At 60.0% G+C, this 15,938-nt stretch carries 15 protein-coding genes, 1 tRNA gene and 1 pseudogene; 11 read left to right on the top strand and 6 right to left on the bottom strand.

Translation table 11 applies throughout. The features are described from left to right. The first annotated feature begins 18 nt into the window (after nt 1–18). The gene (locus QOM08_RS01610; protein ID WP_316912480.1) at nt 19–1,530 is read left to right on the top strand and encodes a serine protease; all 1,512 of its coding nucleotides are present in this window, start codon (nt 19–21) and stop codon (nt 1,528–1,530) included. Nucleotides 1,531–1,559: 29 nt separating this feature from the next. Here the strand turns inward: QOM08_RS01610 and hisF are convergent, their stop codons facing one another. The 6 genes from hisF to QOM08_RS01580 form a co-directional block, all read right to left on the bottom strand. Further along, on the bottom strand, nt 1,560–2,330 hold the full coding sequence (gene hisF, locus QOM08_RS01605; RefSeq protein WP_047226901.1) for an imidazole glycerol phosphate synthase subunit HisF: 771 nt from the start codon (nt 2,328–2,330) through the stop codon (nt 1,560–1,562). 9 nt (nt 2,331–2,339) lie between these two features. Then, nucleotides 2,340–3,077, bottom strand: coding sequence for a 1-(5-phosphoribosyl)-5-[(5-phosphoribosylamino)methylideneamino]imidazole-4-carboxamide isomerase (hisA, locus tag QOM08_RS01600; RefSeq protein ID WP_047226900.1), 738 nt, complete (start codon nt 3,075–3,077; stop codon nt 2,340–2,342). Between the two features lie 42 nt (nt 3,078–3,119). Next, complete coding sequence (locus QOM08_RS01595) at nt 3,120–3,374, bottom strand: DUF2164 domain-containing protein (protein ID WP_047226899.1); 255 nt, start codon at nt 3,372–3,374, stop codon at nt 3,120–3,122. Then, complete coding sequence (gene hisH, locus QOM08_RS01590; protein WP_047226898.1) at nt 3,374–4,012, bottom strand: imidazole glycerol phosphate synthase subunit HisH; 639 nt, start codon at nt 4,010–4,012, stop codon at nt 3,374–3,376. Before hisH ends, QOM08_RS01595 begins: the two co-directional genes overlap by 1 nt. Further along, nucleotides 4,012–4,605 (bottom strand): imidazoleglycerol-phosphate dehydratase HisB, encoded by a 594-nt coding sequence (gene hisB / locus QOM08_RS01585; protein WP_003186751.1) that lies wholly within the window; start codon nt 4,603–4,605, stop codon nt 4,012–4,014. Before hisB ends, hisH begins: the two co-directional genes overlap by 1 nt. Nucleotides 4,606–4,878: 273 nt before the next feature. After that, a complete protein-coding gene (locus QOM08_RS01580; RefSeq protein ID WP_316912479.1) occupies nt 4,879–6,540 on the bottom strand; it encodes an OFA family MFS transporter in 1,662 nt (553 codons plus the stop codon). A 261-nt stretch (nt 6,541–6,801) separates the two neighbouring features. On the opposite strand from QOM08_RS01580, the gene panM reads away from it, so the two are divergent. The 10 genes and pseudogenes from panM (at nt 6,802) to QOM08_RS01530 (ending at nt 15,594) form a co-directional block, all read left to right on the top strand. Further along, entirely contained in the window at nt 6,802–7,200 is a 399-nt protein-coding gene (panM, locus tag QOM08_RS01575) for an aspartate 1-decarboxylase autocleavage activator PanM (protein ID WP_316912478.1), read from the top strand. Nucleotides 7,201–7,339: 139 nt separating this feature from the next. After that, entirely contained in the window at nt 7,340–9,577 is a 2,238-nt protein-coding gene (locus QOM08_RS01570) for an AsmA family protein (protein ID WP_139048845.1), read from the top strand. Continuing rightward, entirely contained in the window at nt 9,574–10,641 is a 1,068-nt protein-coding gene (mutY, locus tag QOM08_RS01565) for an A/G-specific adenine glycosylase (protein WP_047226894.1), read from the top strand. Before QOM08_RS01570 ends, mutY begins: the two co-directional genes overlap by 4 nt. Then, complete coding sequence (locus QOM08_RS01560) at nt 10,638–10,910, top strand: oxidative damage protection protein (RefSeq protein WP_047226893.1); 273 nt, start codon at nt 10,638–10,640, stop codon at nt 10,908–10,910. Before mutY ends, QOM08_RS01560 begins: the two co-directional genes overlap by 4 nt. A gap of 102 nt (nt 10,911–11,012) precedes the next feature. Further along, nucleotides 11,013–11,088, top strand: a tRNA-Phe gene (locus QOM08_RS01555). A 193-nt stretch (nt 11,089–11,281) separates the two neighbouring features. Further along, on the top strand, nt 11,282–11,689 hold the full coding sequence (locus QOM08_RS01550) for a hypothetical protein (RefSeq protein ID WP_047226892.1): 408 nt from the start codon (nt 11,282–11,284) through the stop codon (nt 11,687–11,689). Between the two features lie 209 nt (nt 11,690–11,898). Next, nucleotides 11,899–12,176, top strand: a pseudogene (locus QOM08_RS01545) (DUF1016 domain-containing protein); the annotation flags it as partial. A gap of 94 nt (nt 12,177–12,270) precedes the next feature. After that, nucleotides 12,271–12,876 (top strand): biliverdin-producing heme oxygenase, encoded by a 606-nt coding sequence (locus QOM08_RS01540; RefSeq protein ID WP_139048842.1) that lies wholly within the window; start codon nt 12,271–12,273, stop codon nt 12,874–12,876. Further along, complete coding sequence (locus QOM08_RS01535) at nt 12,873–15,107, top strand: ATP-binding protein (RefSeq protein WP_160894013.1); 2,235 nt, start codon at nt 12,873–12,875, stop codon at nt 15,105–15,107. Before QOM08_RS01540 ends, QOM08_RS01535 begins: the two co-directional genes overlap by 4 nt. A gap of 40 nt (nt 15,108–15,147) precedes the next feature. Continuing rightward, on the top strand, nt 15,148–15,594 hold the full coding sequence (locus QOM08_RS01530) for a hypothetical protein (protein WP_076383343.1): 447 nt from the start codon (nt 15,148–15,150) through the stop codon (nt 15,592–15,594). Nucleotides 15,595–15,938: the final 344 nt, after the last annotated feature.

Here is a 15,938-nt window from a genome sequence, read left to right as displayed (position 1 = left end):
AACCAAAGGTACTACTCGATGAAATCGATCTCCTTTCTGCTGACCGGCCTGCTCTGCTCGCTGAGTTTGCAGGGTATCGCCCACAGCCAGGACTTTGGCGAAGGCATGCAAAATTTTACGGCCTCTAAGGTCCTTGAAAACGCGGATGGATCACACAACCACTGGCGGGGCGTCGGACGCCTGTTTATCGACGGCTCTTGTACCGCGACGCTCCTCGACACTCAGGATGCATCGATACCCCAACCAACACCCGCCTATGTACTCACTTCAGGACACTGTATCGAAAAAGGCAACGGCAACATCGTGACGGATAAACCGGTCAGCGGGGTCATGCAGTTCGATTACTTCGCCGACACCGAGTTATTCAAAACCTACGCGCTGAAAAAGGTGGCATGGCGCAGTATGCAAGGCGTTGATCTGGCGATCATAGAATTGGACGTCAGCCTTCAGAAACTCATTGAGGAAGGTATACAGCCCCTGGAACTGGCCCGGCAAAAGCCTGCCGACGGGACCGATGTGCTGATCGTGAGTGCCCCGCTGGGTTTCGACAAAGCCACATTGCGCATGGCTGCCTGCACTTTGCAGCCTGCTCGGGAAATAGTGGAAGGCCCATGGGTGTGGCGAAACAACGTGATGACGCGCTGTCAGGATATAGCCGGCGGCAGTTCAGGGGGGCCAATTCTTGATCGTCACTCCAACGAGATAATAGGCGTAATAGGCACCGGTAACCTGGCGGCCGGTTTCGCTCCATGCGACGAACACGCACCCTGTACGCGGGTTGGGGATGTCTATAAGGCCATTCCCAAAAACGTTTATGGGAACCCGACGATCTTTCTCAACGGATGCTTTGTACAAGGCCACATTGCCAATGAGGCAACTTCCTCTTGTCCGCTTTATCCGGCGTTTACCGTGAGTGCTGATGCCAACGAGCCCGCAAGGTACAAGAGGCTCAAAAAACGGGATGACGGGACGATGGAAATTCCGACATGGGATTACCATTTCTCCATCAGCACCGCTTTTTATCGCCACAAGACCGTGCGCACTGCGAAGGACTGCGAAAGTGGCCATTACTACAGCGACGCAATAAGTTCTAACGACGCGTTTATCAACAGCGAGATCGGCGCCCAGCCCGGTTTCTATTTCCTTTGCATTCTTGGCGTTGATTCCGCGACTCAAGGAGCGCAGGTCGGACTCATCAAGAATGGGCTGTCCCTTGTGGTGGAAGTCCTTGATGACACGCCAACGGCGCAGCCCGATTTGTCGATCAGCAGCGGAGTCGGCGTGGAGCTGGCACGCGGTAGCGAGTACCGGACCTACGCCGTCAAATTTGGCCCGCTGGACACCACAGATTGCTCAAGGGATGAGCAGTATCTGACCCACACCTACATGGATTTCTGGTTTCCAGATGCAGAACTGCCGCTGAAATTCTGCACAATCGCCTACGACAAATCAGGCCAGGCATCCGAGCCGAGGATTGACGTACTGAGCCCTGCGACAGGGGCGCAGAACACACCCCCCGTCGCCCCCTGAGGTGAGCATCGGGGCTCGGTTGTGCCCGCTTATCGAATGACGATTCCGCGCTGCGCCATGTAAGCCTTGGCTTCCGGCACGGTGTATTCGCCGAAGTGGAAAATGCTCGCCGCCAGTACCGCACTGGCATGGCCTTCAAGGATGCCATCGGCCAGGTGCTGCAGGTTGCCGACGCCGCCGGAGGCGATGACCGGAATGCCCAAGGCATCGCTGATGGCGCGGGTGACGCCCAGGTCGAAACCGTTTTTCATGCCGTCCTGGTCCATGCTGGTCAGCAAGATCTCACCGGCCCCCAGGCCTTCCATCTTCTTCGCCCATTCCACGGCGTCCAGGCCGGTGGGTTTGCGCCCACCGTGGGTGAAGATCTCCCAGCGCGGGGTTTCGCCCGGGCCGGACACTTTCTTGGCATCGATGGCCACGACAATGCACTGCGAACCAAAACGCTGGGCCGCTTCGCCGACGAATTCCGGGTTGAACACCGCGGCGGTGTTGATCGACACCTTGTCCGCACCGGCGTTGAGCAGGTTGCGGATGTCCTGCACGGTGCGCACGCCACCGCCCACGGTCAGCGGGATGAACACCTGGCTGGCCATGCGCTCGACGGTATGCAGCGTGGTATCGCGGCCGTCGACGCTGGCCGTGATGTCGAGGAAGGTAATCTCGTCCGCGCCCTGCTCGTCATAGCGACGGGCGATTTCCACCGGGTCGCCGGCGTCGCGGATGTTCTCGAACTTGACGCCCTTGACCACCCGGCCGTTGTCCACGTCCAGGCAAGGGATGATGCGTTTGGCCAGCGCCATGGTCAGTCCTCAGCCTTTGTAGGAATCGCAGAAGGCCTGGGCCTCAGCGACATCCAGCGTGCCTTCGTAGATCGCGCGACCGGTGATCGCGCCGATGATGCCAGGCGCCTTGGCGTCGAGCAGCGCCTTGATGTCGCCCAGGTTATGGATGCCGCCGGAGGCGATCACCGGAATCTTCGTGGCGGCGGCCAGGGCGGCGGTGAACGGAACGTTGCAGCCCTGCATCATGCCGTCTTTGGCGATGTCGGTGTAGACGATGGCAGACACCCCATCGGCCTCGAAACGCTTGGCCAGGTCAATCACCTGCACGGTACTGACTTCAGCCCAACCGTCAGTGGCGACGAAACCGTCCTTGGCATCCAGGCCAACGATGACCTTGCCCGGGAAGGCGCGGCAAGCCTCAGCGACAAACGCCGGGTCTTTCACCGCCTTGGTGCCGATGATCACATAGCTCACGCCAGCCTTGACGTAGTGTTCGATGGTTTCCAGCGAGCGGATACCGCCGCCGATCTGGATCGGCAGGTTCGGGTAGCGCTTGGCAATGGCCGTGACCACTTCGCCGTTCACCGGCTGCCCTTCGAAGGCACCGTTCAGGTCAACCAGATGCAGGCGACGGCAGCCGCCCTCCACCCACTTGGCGGCCATGCTCACCGGGTCATCGGAGAACACCGTGGAGTCTTCCATCCGGCCCTGACGCAGACGTACGCAAGCGCCGTCCTTGAGATCGATAGCGGGGATAATCAGCATCTGGCAAACCTTCAAATTCGAATGTTCAGCTTGGCTCGGAAATCAGTTTTTCTCGAGCGCCCACAAGTCGCTTTCGATGCTTTCGAACCTTTCTTTAAGGTGCGTCTGCACATCGAAAATCGCCCTGTTGTAATAGTGCGGAGCAATTTCGCGGGTAAACAGCTCAAGAATTTCCGCCGCCTCGAACGAACCCAGGTCCAGTTCGAAACGATCCTCCATGAACCGTTGGATCTTGAGGTTCGCCTCACTTTCCTGCTCGGGCGTGAGGGTGAGGATCGGCGGTTTCTTGCGGGCCATTACCAGCGCCCGTCCCACGCGGCGAAGTTCTGCAGCAACTGCAGGCCATGGGTATGGCTCTTCTCCGGATGGAACTGCACGGCGAAGCGCGAACCGTCGGCCAGGGCCGCGGCGAAGTCGACGCCATAGTGACCGCCGCCCACCACCTGCCGGGCGTTACCGGCCGCGATGTAGTAGCTGTGCACGAAGTAGAAGCGCGCCAGATCCGGAATGTTGTGCCACAGCGGGTGATCCACCGTCTGCTTCACCTCGTTCCAGCCCATGTGCGGGACTTTCAGGTGCTCGCCGTCTTCGTGCAGATCCTTGCCGAAAAACTTCACCTGGCCTGGAAACATCGCGATGCAATCGACGCCGTCGTTCTCCTCGCTGCTCTCGAGCAAGGCCTGCATGCCCACGCAAATGCCAAGGAACGGACGATCCTGACTGACTTCATGCACAAGCGAATCGAAGCCCAGGCGACGGATCTCGGCCATGCAGTCACGAATCGCACCAACACCGGGAAAGACCACCCGGTCGGCTTCGCGAATCACGTCGGCATCGCTGGTGATCAGTACCTTGCCGGCGCCCACGTGCTCGAGGGCCTTGGCCACCGAGTGCAGGTTGCCCATGCCGTAATCGATAACCGCGACCGTCTGCATTACAGGACGCCCTTGGTGGAGGGCATTTGCCCGGCCATGCGGTCATCGAGCTCCACGGCCATGCGCAGCGCGCGGCCGAAAGCCTTGAACACGGTTTCGATCTGGTGGTGGGTGTTGTGCCCGCGCAGGTTGTCGATGTGCAGGGTCACATTGGCGTGGTTGACGAAGCCCTGGAAAAATTCCTGGAACAGGTCCACGTCGAAGCCGCCAACGGTGGCACGGGTGTACGGCACATGCATTTGCAGGCCCGGACGACCGGAGAAGTCGATGACCACACGCGACAGCGCCTCATCGAGCGGCACGTAGGCGTGGCCGTAGCGACGGATGCCTTTCTTGTCGCCGATGGCTTTGGTGAAGGCCTGCCCCAGGGTGATACCGACGTCTTCCACCGTGTGGTGGTCGTCGATGTGCAGGTCGCCCTTGCTGACGATATCCAGGTCGATCAGCCCATGACGGGCGATCTGGTCCAGCATGTGCTCAAGAAAAGGCACGCCGATATCAAACCGGGCCTTTCCGGTGCCATCCAGGTTGATCGAGGCTTTGATCTGGGTTTCCAGAGTGTCGCGCTCGACAGACGCCTTACGTTCGGCCATCACCAGCTCCGCAAAATCATTGGGCGAAAAAGGCAGCCATTATAGGGGCGCGAGCGGCAAACAGAAACACAGGAGGTGATATCCCTGACGGGTTGTCGGCGATAGACATGTCCGTACAAGCAATTGTGGCCATCACCCAAAACAAATGTGGGAGCGAGTCTGCTCGCGATAGCGGTGGATCAGCCGACAATGATGCCGGCTGACCCTCCCTCATCGCGAGCAGGCTCGCTCCCACAAGATTCGCCCTCACCCCAGCGGGTTCGGGCTAGCGCATTACTGGAACAACACCGCAGTCTTCTGCAGGGTTACCCAGACACCCCACGCCAACGGAATGCCCACCACCAACCAGGCGGCGATCGCCAAAGGCTTGGTGCCCGGCGCGGCTTTCCACTCCAGCGAAGTGGTGCTGTCAGCGCCCTTGTCATGGCCCAGCGCCTGTTCGGCGGCCAGTTCGGCGTCGGTCATGAAGTACTTGTCGGCGACCGGACGGACCATCAGGTTGCACAGGAAGCCCAGTACCAGCAGGCCGGCGAGGATGTACAAGGTGATGTCATAGGCCGCAGCGCGTTCAACGCCGATGCTCAACTGATATTCACGCAGGTAGTTCACCAGTACCGGACCCAGCACGCCTGCTGCGGCCCAAGCGGTCAACAGCCGACCGTGGATCGCGCCGACCATTTGCGTACCGAACAGGTCCGCCAGGTAGGCCGGCACGGTGGCAAAACCGCCGCCGTACATCGACAGGATGATGCAGAACGCCGCCACGAACAGCGCGACGCTGCCCAGATGACCCAGGTTCGGGATCAGCGCGTACAGGGCAAAGCCCAGGGCGAAGAACACGAAGTAGGTGTTCTTGCGACCCAGGTAATCCGAGCAGGATGCCCAGAAGAACCGCCCACCGATGTTGAACAGGCTCAGCAGACCAGTGAAACCGGCCGCAATGGCCGCGATCTGACCCAGTTGCGCAGCATCCAACTGACCGAAAGGCAAGTCATTGCCGAGCAACTTGCCGCCGAACACTTCCTGCAACAGTGGCGATGCCATGCCGATGATGCCGATACCGGCGGATACGTTCAGGCACAGCACCAGCCATACCAGACGGAACTGCGGGGTTTTCCAGGCCACGTTCACGTGAACGTGACGATGGGTGATCATCGCGTTCGCAGCTTTCTTCGGTGCAGGGGTCCAGCCTTCAGGCTTCCAGCCGGTCGGCGGGACGCGGTACGACAGGGCGCCACCGACCATGAACACGAAGTAGATCGCGGCCATGACCAGGAAGCTTTGCCATACGCCCACTTCAGTCGGCGAAGAGAAATGGCTCATCAGCGCTGCAGCCAGCGGTGCACCTACCATCGCGCCGCCGCCGAAGCCCATGATCGCCATGCCGGTGGCCATGCCACGCTTGTCCGGGAACCACTTGATCAGCGTCGAAACCGGGGAGATGTAGCCCAGCCCCAGGCCGATACCACCGATTACCCCGGAGCCGATCCACATCAGCCATATCTGGTGAGTGTAGATACCCAGTGCGGAAATCAGCAGACCGCCGCACCAGCACAAGGCCGATACAACGCCGGCCTTACGCGGCCCGGCGTGTTCCAGCCAGCCGCCCCAGATGGCTGCCGAGCAACCCAGGAAGATGAAGAACAGGGTGTAGATCCAGCCGAGCATCGAGATCGGCCAGTCACATTGGGATGAAAAGACTTGTGCGATGAAGCTCATGTCCGGTGCACAGGCTACAGGCTTGGTGACGCCCAGTGCCTTGGACAACGGCAACCAGAACACCGAAAAGCCGTAGGCCATGCCGATGCAAAGGTGGATGGCCAGTGCGGCCGGTGGAACCAGCCACCGGTTGAATCCGGGCTTGGCGATAATGCGTTCCTTGGAGAGGAACGCAGGCTGGGCGGCAAAGCCGTCCGCCGTGATGCTCGTGCTCATTATGTATCCCCCAGTTATTGGTATGGCTCGCCAGCCATGCATCACCCTCAGCCTTATTGCACGCAAAGCGCGACTGTATTTTCTGGTGAAGCTTCATTTTGGTGCGACATTGAGTCGCAGAAGGACGGGCGAACGGGTAAAGGTTACCATTTGCTTATGACAGAAAAGCCAAAGTGCTATCACCTTTTTTACATCTTCTGTCTTATCGCGCCATTGCACGTTTTCTGTAGGGCGTGAATCGTTTATTTTTCAGGAATTTATATGCCCATCGTTGTCGAGCAGTTGAATGACGCCACCTGTCGGGACCGGCAGGACCTGCACAAAATCTACCAGGATGCCCCGGTCTGGCTGTTCGAGCCGTTCACTGACGGCACACAATTGATACACAAATGCCTGGAGGACGGCGCGTTGATCGCAGCCCGCTTCAATGACCGGTTGCTCGGTGCCGCACGGCTGCAACGGCACCAGGACGTCTGGCACTTGTCCCAAATGTGCGTGCGAAACGTCACCCGTCGTCGTGGGGTGGCGGAACGATTGGTCAGCGAAGCCCGGAAAATGGCTACGCAACACGGTGCTGAGCTGAAGCTCTTGGCCCCATCCGGTCATCTGGAAGCCCAGGCGCTGGCGGCCAAATTGAAACTGGCACTGGAGCAGGCCTAGATCCGGGAGCTCAGCGCGGCCCTCGCCACGGTTCCATGGCCCACAGGCCTGTCAGAAAGAACGATCACCCAACGCGCCACTAGGTCAGGGCGTTATACTCCCAGGCTAAATTTTGAACTCAACCTACAAGGACTCGCCCATGAAAGCGTTCGGCAAAATCCTGGGTCTGGTACTTCTCGGGCTGTTGCTGGTCATTGTGGCCTTGGGCTTTGCCCTGACCCACCTCTTCGATCCCAACGACTATAAAGAAGAGATCCGCCAGATAGCCCGCGACAAGGCCCACATTGAGCTGACCCTCAATGGCGACATCGGCTGGAGCCTTTTCCCGTGGCTGGGTCTGGAATTGCACGAAGCCAGTGTCGCCACCCTGGCAAACCCGACACAACCGTTCGCCGACCTGCAGATGCTCGGCCTTTCCGTGCGCGTGATTCCACTGCTGCGCCGCGAAGTGCAGATGAGCGACGTGCGCGTCGAAGGCCTGAACCTGCGACTCAACCGTGACAAGAACGGCCACGGCAATTGGGAAGACATCGGCAAGGCACCCGCCTCTAAAACCACGGCAAACGCCCCGGCACCGGCCGAACAGCCTGCCCCTGGGGACAGCGCCCCGGCGCAGAAACCGGCCCAGCCAACCCGCCTGGACATCGACAGCCTGACCGTGAACAACGCCCGGGTCGAATACACCGACGAGCAGGCCGGCCGGCAGTTCACCGCCGAAAGCATCCAACTGAGCACTGGCCCGATCCATGATTCCACCAACATTCCGGTCACGCTCACCGCATTCCTGGCCAGCAACCAGCCAGCCGTGCGGGTGCGCACCGAGGTCACGGGCGAGCTGCGCTTCGAGCGCGCCTTGCAGCGCTACAAGTTCGAAGACCTGAAGCTGTCCGGCGAAGCCACGGGCGACCCTTTGCAAGGCAAGACCGTGACGTTCGCGGCACACGGGCAGCTACTCCTGGATAAAGCGGCGAACGTCGCCGAATGGACCGGCATCAAGCTTTCCATCAATCAACTGCGGGCGTTGGGCGAACTGAAGGTCAATGATCTGGACAAGACCCCGCAACTGAGCGGCGGCATGTCGATCGCCCAATTCGACCTGGCGAAATTCGTCGACGGCGTCGGTCAGAAACTGCCGGCCATGGCCGAAGGCAGCTTGAGCAAAGTCGAACTGGTCACCCGTATTGCGGCCACGCCGACCAGCGCCGAATTCAATAGCATCAATCTGAAAATCGACGACAGCACCTTCAGCGGTCGTATCGCCGTGGAAGACTTTGCCAAGCAGTCACTGCGTGCGCAGCTCAAGGCCGATACCTTCAACGTTGACCGCTACCTGCCGCCAAAATCCGCCGAGGCCGACAGTTCCAAGGCGGCCCGAGAGGCGGAGGTCAGCAACACCGAAGCCAGTGCCATGGCGGGCGCCGGCAGCACACCGTTGCCGAGCGCGCCCACCCAGGGCGCCTGGAGCAACGACCGGCTGTTTCCGGTCGAACGCCTGGGCAAACTGGACCTGGATGCCGACCTGACCTTCGGCCAACTGACCCTCGATAAACTGCCGATCCAGAATGCCGCGCTCAAGGCCACCGGCCAGGGCGGCCTGCTGACCCTGGAAAACCTGCGGGGCGATTTGTACAACGGCAACTTCGAAGTCAAAGGCACGCTGGACGTGCGCCAGCCCACGCCGCAGTTGAGCCTGCAAACCCGCATCAACCGGGTACCGGCCGAGAAAATCATCGAAAGCCAGGGCAAGAATCCGCCCGTCAAAGGCCTGGTGACACTCAACAGCGCCGTGACCGCCAGCGGCAACAGCCAAAAGGCCCTGATCGACAGCCTCAACGGTACTGCCGGGTTCGTCATCAACGACGGTGTCCTGCTCAATGCCAACCTCGAGCAGCAATTGTGCCGAGGCATCGCCACCCTCAATCGTAAAACCCTCAGTGGCGAGCCCCGGGGCAAGGACACCCCGTTCGAGCAACTCAACGGCAATCTCACCTTCCGCAGCGGCGTGGCCAGCAACCCGGACCTGAAGGTCCGTATCCCTGGCATGACCGTCAACGGCAACGGCGATATCGACCTGCGTGTGCTGGGCATGGACTACCGCGTCGGCATCATCATCGAAGGCGACAAGAGCGACATGCCCGACCCAGCTTGCCAGGTCAACGAACGTTACGTCGATGTCGAATGGCCGTTACGCTGCCGCGGTCCGCTGGAGCTGGGCGCGAAGGCATGCCGGCTGGACAACGAGGGTCTGGGCAAAGTCGCCGCGAAACTGGCCGGCGACCGCCTCGGCGACAAGCTCAATGAGAAGATCGACGAGAAGCTCGGCGACAAGGTCAGCCCCGAGCTGAAGGACGCGCTCAAGGGGTTGTTCAAGCGATGACAGCCGAGCAGTTTTCCAGCGCCGTACTGGACTGGTTCGACCGCCACGGGCGCCACGACTTGCCTTGGCAGCAAGACATCACTGCGTATCGGGTGTGGGTCTCGGAAATCATGCTGCAGCAGACCCAGGTCAGCACCGTGCTCAATTATTTCGACCGGTTCATGGCCTCGCTGCCCACCGTGCAAGCCCTGGCCGCCGCGCCGGAAGACGAAGTGCTGCACCTGTGGACCGGCCTGGGCTACTACACCCGCGCCCGTAATCTGCAGAAAACCGCGAAGATCGTAGTCGACCAATATGGCGGTGAATTCCCCCGCGACGTGGAAAAACTCACCGAATTACCGGGGATCGGCCTGTCCACAGCCGGCGCCATCGCCAGCATCAGCATGGGCCTGCGGGCACCGATCCTCGATGGCAACGTCAAGCGGGTGCTGGCGCGCTTCACCGCCCAGGAAGGTTACCCGGGCGAACCGAAGGTCGCGAAGCAACTGTGGGCGACTGCCGAGCGCTTCACGCCTCAAGACCGGGTCAACGCCTACACCCAGGCGATGATGGACCTGGGCGCCACGCTCTGTACCCGCAGCAAACCCAGCTGCCTGCTGTGCCCGCTTAAAAAAGGCTGCCAAGCCCACATGCTCGGCCTGGAGACCCGCTACCCGATCCCCAAGCCACGCAAGGATGTGCCCAAAAAACGCACCTTGATGCCGATGCTGGCCAACCGCGAAGGCGCGATTCTGCTTTATCGTCGCCCCTCCACGGGCCTGTGGGGCGGTTTATGGAGCCTGCCGGAACTCGACGACCTCGACGACCTGCAACACCTGGCCCTGCAACACTCGCTGGAGCTGGGCAATCATCAGCAGATGCCGAGCCTGGTACACACTTTCAGCCACTTTCAGTTGGCGATCGAACCCTGGCTGGTCCGGGTCCGGGAAACCGGCCATCACGTGGCCGAGGCCGACTGGCTCTGGTATAACCTCGCCACCCCGCCGCGCCTGGGCCTCGCCGCCCCGGTCAAGACCTTGCTCGAACGCGCGGCCGCCGTATTGAACGCAGGAGAGTTGCAATGATCCGCACCGTGATGTGCCGCAAGTACAAAGAACAACTGGAAGGCCTGGAGCGCGCGCCGTTCCCGGGCGTCAAAGGCCAGGACATCTACGACAATGTCTCGGCCAAGGCCTGGGCGGACTGGCAAAAACACCAGACCCTGCTGATCAACGAAAAACGCCTGAACATGATGAACGCCGAAGACCGCAAATACCTTCAAGGCGAAATGGAAAAGTTCTTTTCCGGCGAAGAATACGCCAAGGCCGAAGGCTACGTGCCGCCGTCCGAATAGGCCACCCAGAACCGGGGCGGATCGTAAGCGACGGTAATAATTAAATATTTTTTGATAACGTGCTTGACGACCCCCTGAAAAACCCGTTTAATGCGCCCCGTTGCCCAGATAGCTCAGTCGGTAGAGCAGGGGATTGAAAATCCCCGTGTCGGCGGTTCGATTCCGTCTCTGGGCACCAAATACCGAAAACCCCGATCAAGAAATTGATCGGGGTTTTTTATTGCCTGGGATTTACGGGAGCTGTGACGGCGCGTCGAGCTCTTCAACCTCATTGGGTGCCACATTGTTTGTGGTGGATTGAGATTCGAAGTGGTTGCCCTGAAGCTGTAGGATAGATCGCCTTATTTTCATGCCAGGAGTCTGCCCCCCCCATGTCATCGGCAAACAAACAGCAGAAACGAAACCAGCGCGCCAAGGCGAAAGCCAAGAAGAACCGCATTCAGCGTGCTGCTGCGCCGAACGATTTCCTAGACCCGAACGATGAGCGCATCGATCTGGAATCCGTGGACCTGACGGAGCTGTTCCAAATCATGAGCTCAGCTGAAAAGGTCAGCCAGAAGGCGATGTGCGAAGCGTTCCTGGCCTATCCACTGTTGACGCTGGTGCTGGAACAGGAAGGTGAGGACGAAGCGACCGACTTCATCATTACTGCATTGATCGAATACCGTCGCCTGACCAAAGGCGTCGATGAGCAGACCGCACTGGATTGGGTGGAGAGTGAGCAGTTCCAGGCCGATTATGTCGCCGCGTCCAAGGCGCTAGCCCAAGATCCGATCTGATGATCGTCCTCCTTATGAGGACGTCGGCAGTGGATGACGCCATCCCGGGATAGCTCCTACAAGCCAGGGTCAGCCAAGATCAGGCGGCGTCAAACCCGTCCTGCAAGAATCGGACGGCTTTCCTCCCACCTAATCAGACTCGCCCTGCATCATCGAAACGTCGTCCAGAGCATCCTTTTGGTCCGCCCATTCTCACGGCTGACATTTCGATGACCTCACTTCTCCCCCTAGACGACCCAAAGCTTGCTCCTCTGATTAATGAGCTAGGTGAACTGATCCGCCAGGCTCGCCAGAAGGTGCTGCGTGCCGTCGATACACTTCAGGTTCAGACCTGCTGGCAGATCGGGCGGCACATCATCGAATTCGAACAGGGAGGAGCATTTGGAACGCAGTGCGTTCCGAATTGAGCTGGCCCCATTACCGCACACTTCTGCGGGTAGAAGACCCAAACGCCCGTCATTGGTACCTGACGACGGGCAAATTGAAAGCCGACAGCTGATGACCGCTCGAAGGTAAAAAATCTGTGTAAGATTGATGCGCTTTTTTTCCAGCAACGCTCCAGTCAACGAGCTCTATCCCGCATGTCACCGGCCGCGCCTCCCCCTTCTCTGATTCAGGCATTGCGGACCGAAACCGCTGAGCTGCACGTCGCCCTGGAAAAACGCTTGCCGTTTTTCTCCGAACAGTTGGACCTCGACCTGTACCGGCGCCTGATGGCCGCCTACTACGGTTTTTATAAACCGCTGGAACAGCGACTTCATGTCCTGACGCTGACACCGACGGGGTTGGACCAATCCCTGCGGATCAAGCTTCCCGTACTGCGGGCGGATCTCACGGCACTGGGCCTGGGTGACGGCGCTATCGAGGCACTGCCCACCTGCCGGGACCTGCCGCAGATCGATTCCCGTGCCGCCGCCCTGGGGGTTTCCTATGTGCTGGAAGGTGCAACCCTCGGGGGGCAGATCCTGCGGCGCAGAGTCGCCGAACAGCTCGGTCTTGATGCCTCCAGCGGCGCGGCGTTTCTCAATGTGTATGGCGAACTCACCGGTCGGCGCTGGAAGGACTTCCTTCAATATCTGGGCGACAGGAACCTTGGCGACGCCCAAACGCTCGAAGTCACACGTGCCGCCAAAGCGACGTTTACTCATTTTGAACACTGGCTGGACAGCCAAAAGGTATTGTTATGACCCCGGAAAACCAGGAAGCCTTCGAAGAACTGCTGGCCAATTGTGCAGACGAACCGATTCGCTTCCCCGGGGCCATCCAGCCTCATGGCGTGCTACTGATGCTGTCCGAACCCGACTTCGTCATCCGACAGGTCAGCGCCAACGTATTGCAATTGATGGGGCACGATTCTCACGGTCTCCCCGGCCAGACGCTGGACGCACTGTTCGGGCAGCAGCAGGCCCAAGCCGTCCTCAAGGCCTGTCGCGCCGATGCGGACGGGGACAACGCGCCCGTGGAGATTGTCGTGAACCAGTTGCGTTTTGACGCCCTGGTCCACCGCCATCAAGGCGCCCTGATCGTCGAACTGGAACAGCACCTGAGCGACTACCGTCCCGAAGGTGTCAGCGGCGAAGCCAACCTGGGGCGCATGCTGCAACGCCTGCAAAGCGCGAAAAGCCTTCAGGCTCTGTACGAAATCAGCGTTCGGGAAATTCAGGCCATGACCGGTTATGACCGGGTGCTGATCTATCGCTTCGAAGAAGAAGGCCATGGCCAGGTGATCGCCGAGGCCAGCGCGCCGTCGATGGAGCTCTACAAAGGCCTGTTTTTTCCGGCATCGGATATCCCTGAACAGGCCCGGGAGCTGTATCGCACCAACTGGCTGCGGATCATCCCCAACGCTGACTACACGCCGGTACCGCTGGTCCCGCAGTTGCGTCCCGACACTCAGACACCCCTGGACCTGAGCTTTTCCACCCTGCGTAGCGTCTCGCCGATCCACCGCCAATACATGAAAAACATGGGTGTGCTGTCGTCCATGAGCATTTCCCTGATGGAAGGCGACCGACTGTGGGGCCTGATCAGTTGCGGCAACCGTCAACCCCTGCTCGTGCCCCATGAAATGCGCATGGCCTGCCAGACCATCGGCCAAGTGCTGTCGCTGCAGATCAGCGCCATGGAAGCACTGGATCTGACCCGTCAACGGGATGCCAAGCTTGAGGACCTCAAGGTTCTCGCCACGGCCATGGCCGAGTCCAGCGACAATGTCTTTGACGGCTTGTCCCGCGAACCCCAAAGGCTGATGGACCTGACCGGCGCCACCGGCGTCGCGATCCTCGAGGACAACAAGCTGCACCGCCATGGCCAGTGCCCGGAAGCGGAGCAGATCCGCGAGCTGCATAAATGGATGCTGGAGACCGACCAGCCCGTTTTCTCCCACCACAACCTGAGCAGCGTTTTCGCTCCAGCCCAGGCCTATCAGGACGTGGCGAGCGGTGTGCTGGCGATCCACCTGCCCAAGCCTGTGGAAAATGGCGTGCTGTGGTTCCGCCCCGAGGTGAAGCAAACCATCCAGTGGAGCGGCGACCCGCAAAAACCCCTGGACCTGGAAAGCAGCGAGACAGGTTTGCGCCTGCGACCGCGAACGTCTTTCGAAATCTGGAAAGTCGAAATGGCCGGCATCAGTACCAAATGGACCCACGGCGATCTGTTTGCCGCCAACGACCTGCGCCGCTCAGCGCTGGAAAACGATCTGGCCCGGCAAGTCCACAAGGAGCGTCAGGCGGTGCAGGCGCGTGATGAGCTGGTGGCGGTGGTGTCCCATGACCTGCGCAACCCGATGACGGTCATATCCATGCTCTGCGGCATGATGCAAAAGTCCTTCAGCTCCGACGGCTCCCATAGCTCCAAGCGAATTGCTTCAGCCATCGACACCATGCAACAGGCCGCCAGCCGCATGAACGTTCTGCTCGAAGACCTGCTGGACACTTCGCGCATCGACGCCGGGCGCTACACCATCCATCCCCAGCCGCTGGACGTCAGCCAGATATTCGAAGACGCCTGCTCGCTGCTGACGCCGCTGGCAACCGCCAAGGCCATCGATATTTCGTTCCACGCCGAACCCAATCTCAAGATCAATGCCGACCCCGAGCGGTTGTTCCAGGTGCTGTCGAACCTGATCGGAAACGCCATCAAGTTCACCCCCCAGCAAGGCAGCGTGGGCATCAGCGCGATGTCGGTGGGTGACGAGATCGTGTTCAGCGTTCGTGATACCGGCGAAGGAATCAAACCGGAGCAGTTGCCTCACGTGTTTGACCGCTACTGGACAGTCAAGGAAGGCAACCCGAACGGCACCGGACTGGGTTTGTATATTTCCAAGGGGATTGTCCAGGCCCATGGCGGTAAACTGCACGCCGAAAGCCAGCCAGGCAAGGGCAGCGAATTCAGCTTTACCGTGCCGAAAATCAACTGAGCCGGGCATCGCCCCCTAACAAACTGGAAACCGAAGCCCAATGGCCTCACTGAACAAACAGCAAAAACGCGCCAAGCGTGCCAAAGACAAAGCCAAGCAAATCCGCATGAGCGGGCGTAAATCCATTCCCATGTATGGCGACCCGGCCCACGCCACCGCCCAGCCACCGGTCTACGTGCTTGAGCTGTTCGCCAAGCTACGCGAAGCCGAGGCCATCAGCCGCAGCGAGATGCTCGACACGCTGCTCGCGTCCCTGAGCGTGATGATCAGCGAACGCCCCGGCCTGCTGGACCTGAAAAACGCCGAGAACGAAAGCATGGCCGCCACCAACCTGGCCGCGGACATGCTGGTCGACTACCGCATGTGGGCCGACGACATGGATCGCGAGACGGCCCAGCGCTGGCTCAGCACCCCGGAGTTCATCAAGGACTTCAGCGAGGCGCTGGATCGTTATCGTCAGTTGATGGAAGAGCCCGCCGGCGAATAGAACGCGATCAGCCTCACGGAGAAGAGGACAGCCAGCTAAAACTTCCTATGGACGATAAAAACGCACAACGGCAACACTCATCCGATTAACCCTTCCAACCCCCAGCCAAAGCTGGCACCATCGCGCCTTTTTTTACGCGACTCCCCGGGATTTTTACCGGTAAACAGAGTTCGAACGGCCGTTCGGTTGTTGATGGCGCGACAGTCTGCTGCGCCGATGCGACAACCTGCCGCACATTCGCGGTTTACCACCCGTAGCGCTGTTGGCTGCCATTCGGACGCTATGCTAGCTTGGCCGCCTCGCCAGGAAGGCCGCCAACAGCAAGGGAGCACACACCATGAGGA

The organism is Pseudomonas sp. P105, assembly GCF_032614175.1.
Taxonomy (GTDB): domain Bacteria; phylum Pseudomonadota; class Gammaproteobacteria; order Pseudomonadales; family Pseudomonadaceae; genus Aquipseudomonas; species Aquipseudomonas rhizophila.
Note: the sequence above shows the minus strand (reverse complement) of the source record. Positions and strands in the feature narration are given on the sequence as shown.

Excerpts from the sequence above, each read along its gene's own strand:
- QOM08_RS01610 (WP_316912480.1), top strand. The coding sequence starts at position 19 with ATGAAATCGATCTCCTTTCTGCTGACCGGCCTGCTCTGCTCGCTGAGT.
- hisF (WP_047226901.1), bottom strand. The coding sequence starts at position 2,330 with ATGGCGCTGGCCAAACGCATCATCCCTTGCCTGGACGTGGACAACGGC.
- hisA (WP_047226900.1), bottom strand. The coding sequence starts at position 3,077 with ATGCTGATTATCCCCGCTATCGATCTCAAGGACGGCGCTTGCGTACGT.
- QOM08_RS01595 (WP_047226899.1), bottom strand. The coding sequence starts at position 3,374 with ATGGCCCGCAAGAAACCGCCGATCCTCACCCTCACGCCCGAGCAGGAA.
- hisH (WP_047226898.1), bottom strand. The coding sequence starts at position 4,012 with ATGCAGACGGTCGCGGTTATCGATTACGGCATGGGCAACCTGCACTCG.
- hisB (WP_003186751.1), bottom strand. The coding sequence starts at position 4,605 with ATGGCCGAACGTAAGGCGTCTGTCGAGCGCGACACTCTGGAAACCCAG.
- QOM08_RS01580 (WP_316912479.1), bottom strand. The coding sequence starts at position 6,540 with ATGAGCACGAGCATCACGGCGGACGGCTTTGCCGCCCAGCCTGCGTTC.
- panM (WP_316912478.1), top strand. The coding sequence starts at position 6,802 with ATGCCCATCGTTGTCGAGCAGTTGAATGACGCCACCTGTCGGGACCGG.
- QOM08_RS01570 (WP_139048845.1), top strand. The coding sequence starts at position 7,340 with ATGAAAGCGTTCGGCAAAATCCTGGGTCTGGTACTTCTCGGGCTGTTG.
- mutY (WP_047226894.1), top strand. The coding sequence starts at position 9,574 with ATGACAGCCGAGCAGTTTTCCAGCGCCGTACTGGACTGGTTCGACCGC.
- QOM08_RS01560 (WP_047226893.1), top strand. The coding sequence starts at position 10,638 with ATGATCCGCACCGTGATGTGCCGCAAGTACAAAGAACAACTGGAAGGC.
- QOM08_RS01550 (WP_047226892.1), top strand. The coding sequence starts at position 11,282 with ATGTCATCGGCAAACAAACAGCAGAAACGAAACCAGCGCGCCAAGGCG.
- QOM08_RS01540 (WP_139048842.1), top strand. The coding sequence starts at position 12,271 with ATGTCACCGGCCGCGCCTCCCCCTTCTCTGATTCAGGCATTGCGGACC.
- QOM08_RS01535 (WP_160894013.1), top strand. The coding sequence starts at position 12,873 with ATGACCCCGGAAAACCAGGAAGCCTTCGAAGAACTGCTGGCCAATTGT.
- QOM08_RS01530 (WP_076383343.1), top strand. The coding sequence starts at position 15,148 with ATGGCCTCACTGAACAAACAGCAAAAACGCGCCAAGCGTGCCAAAGAC.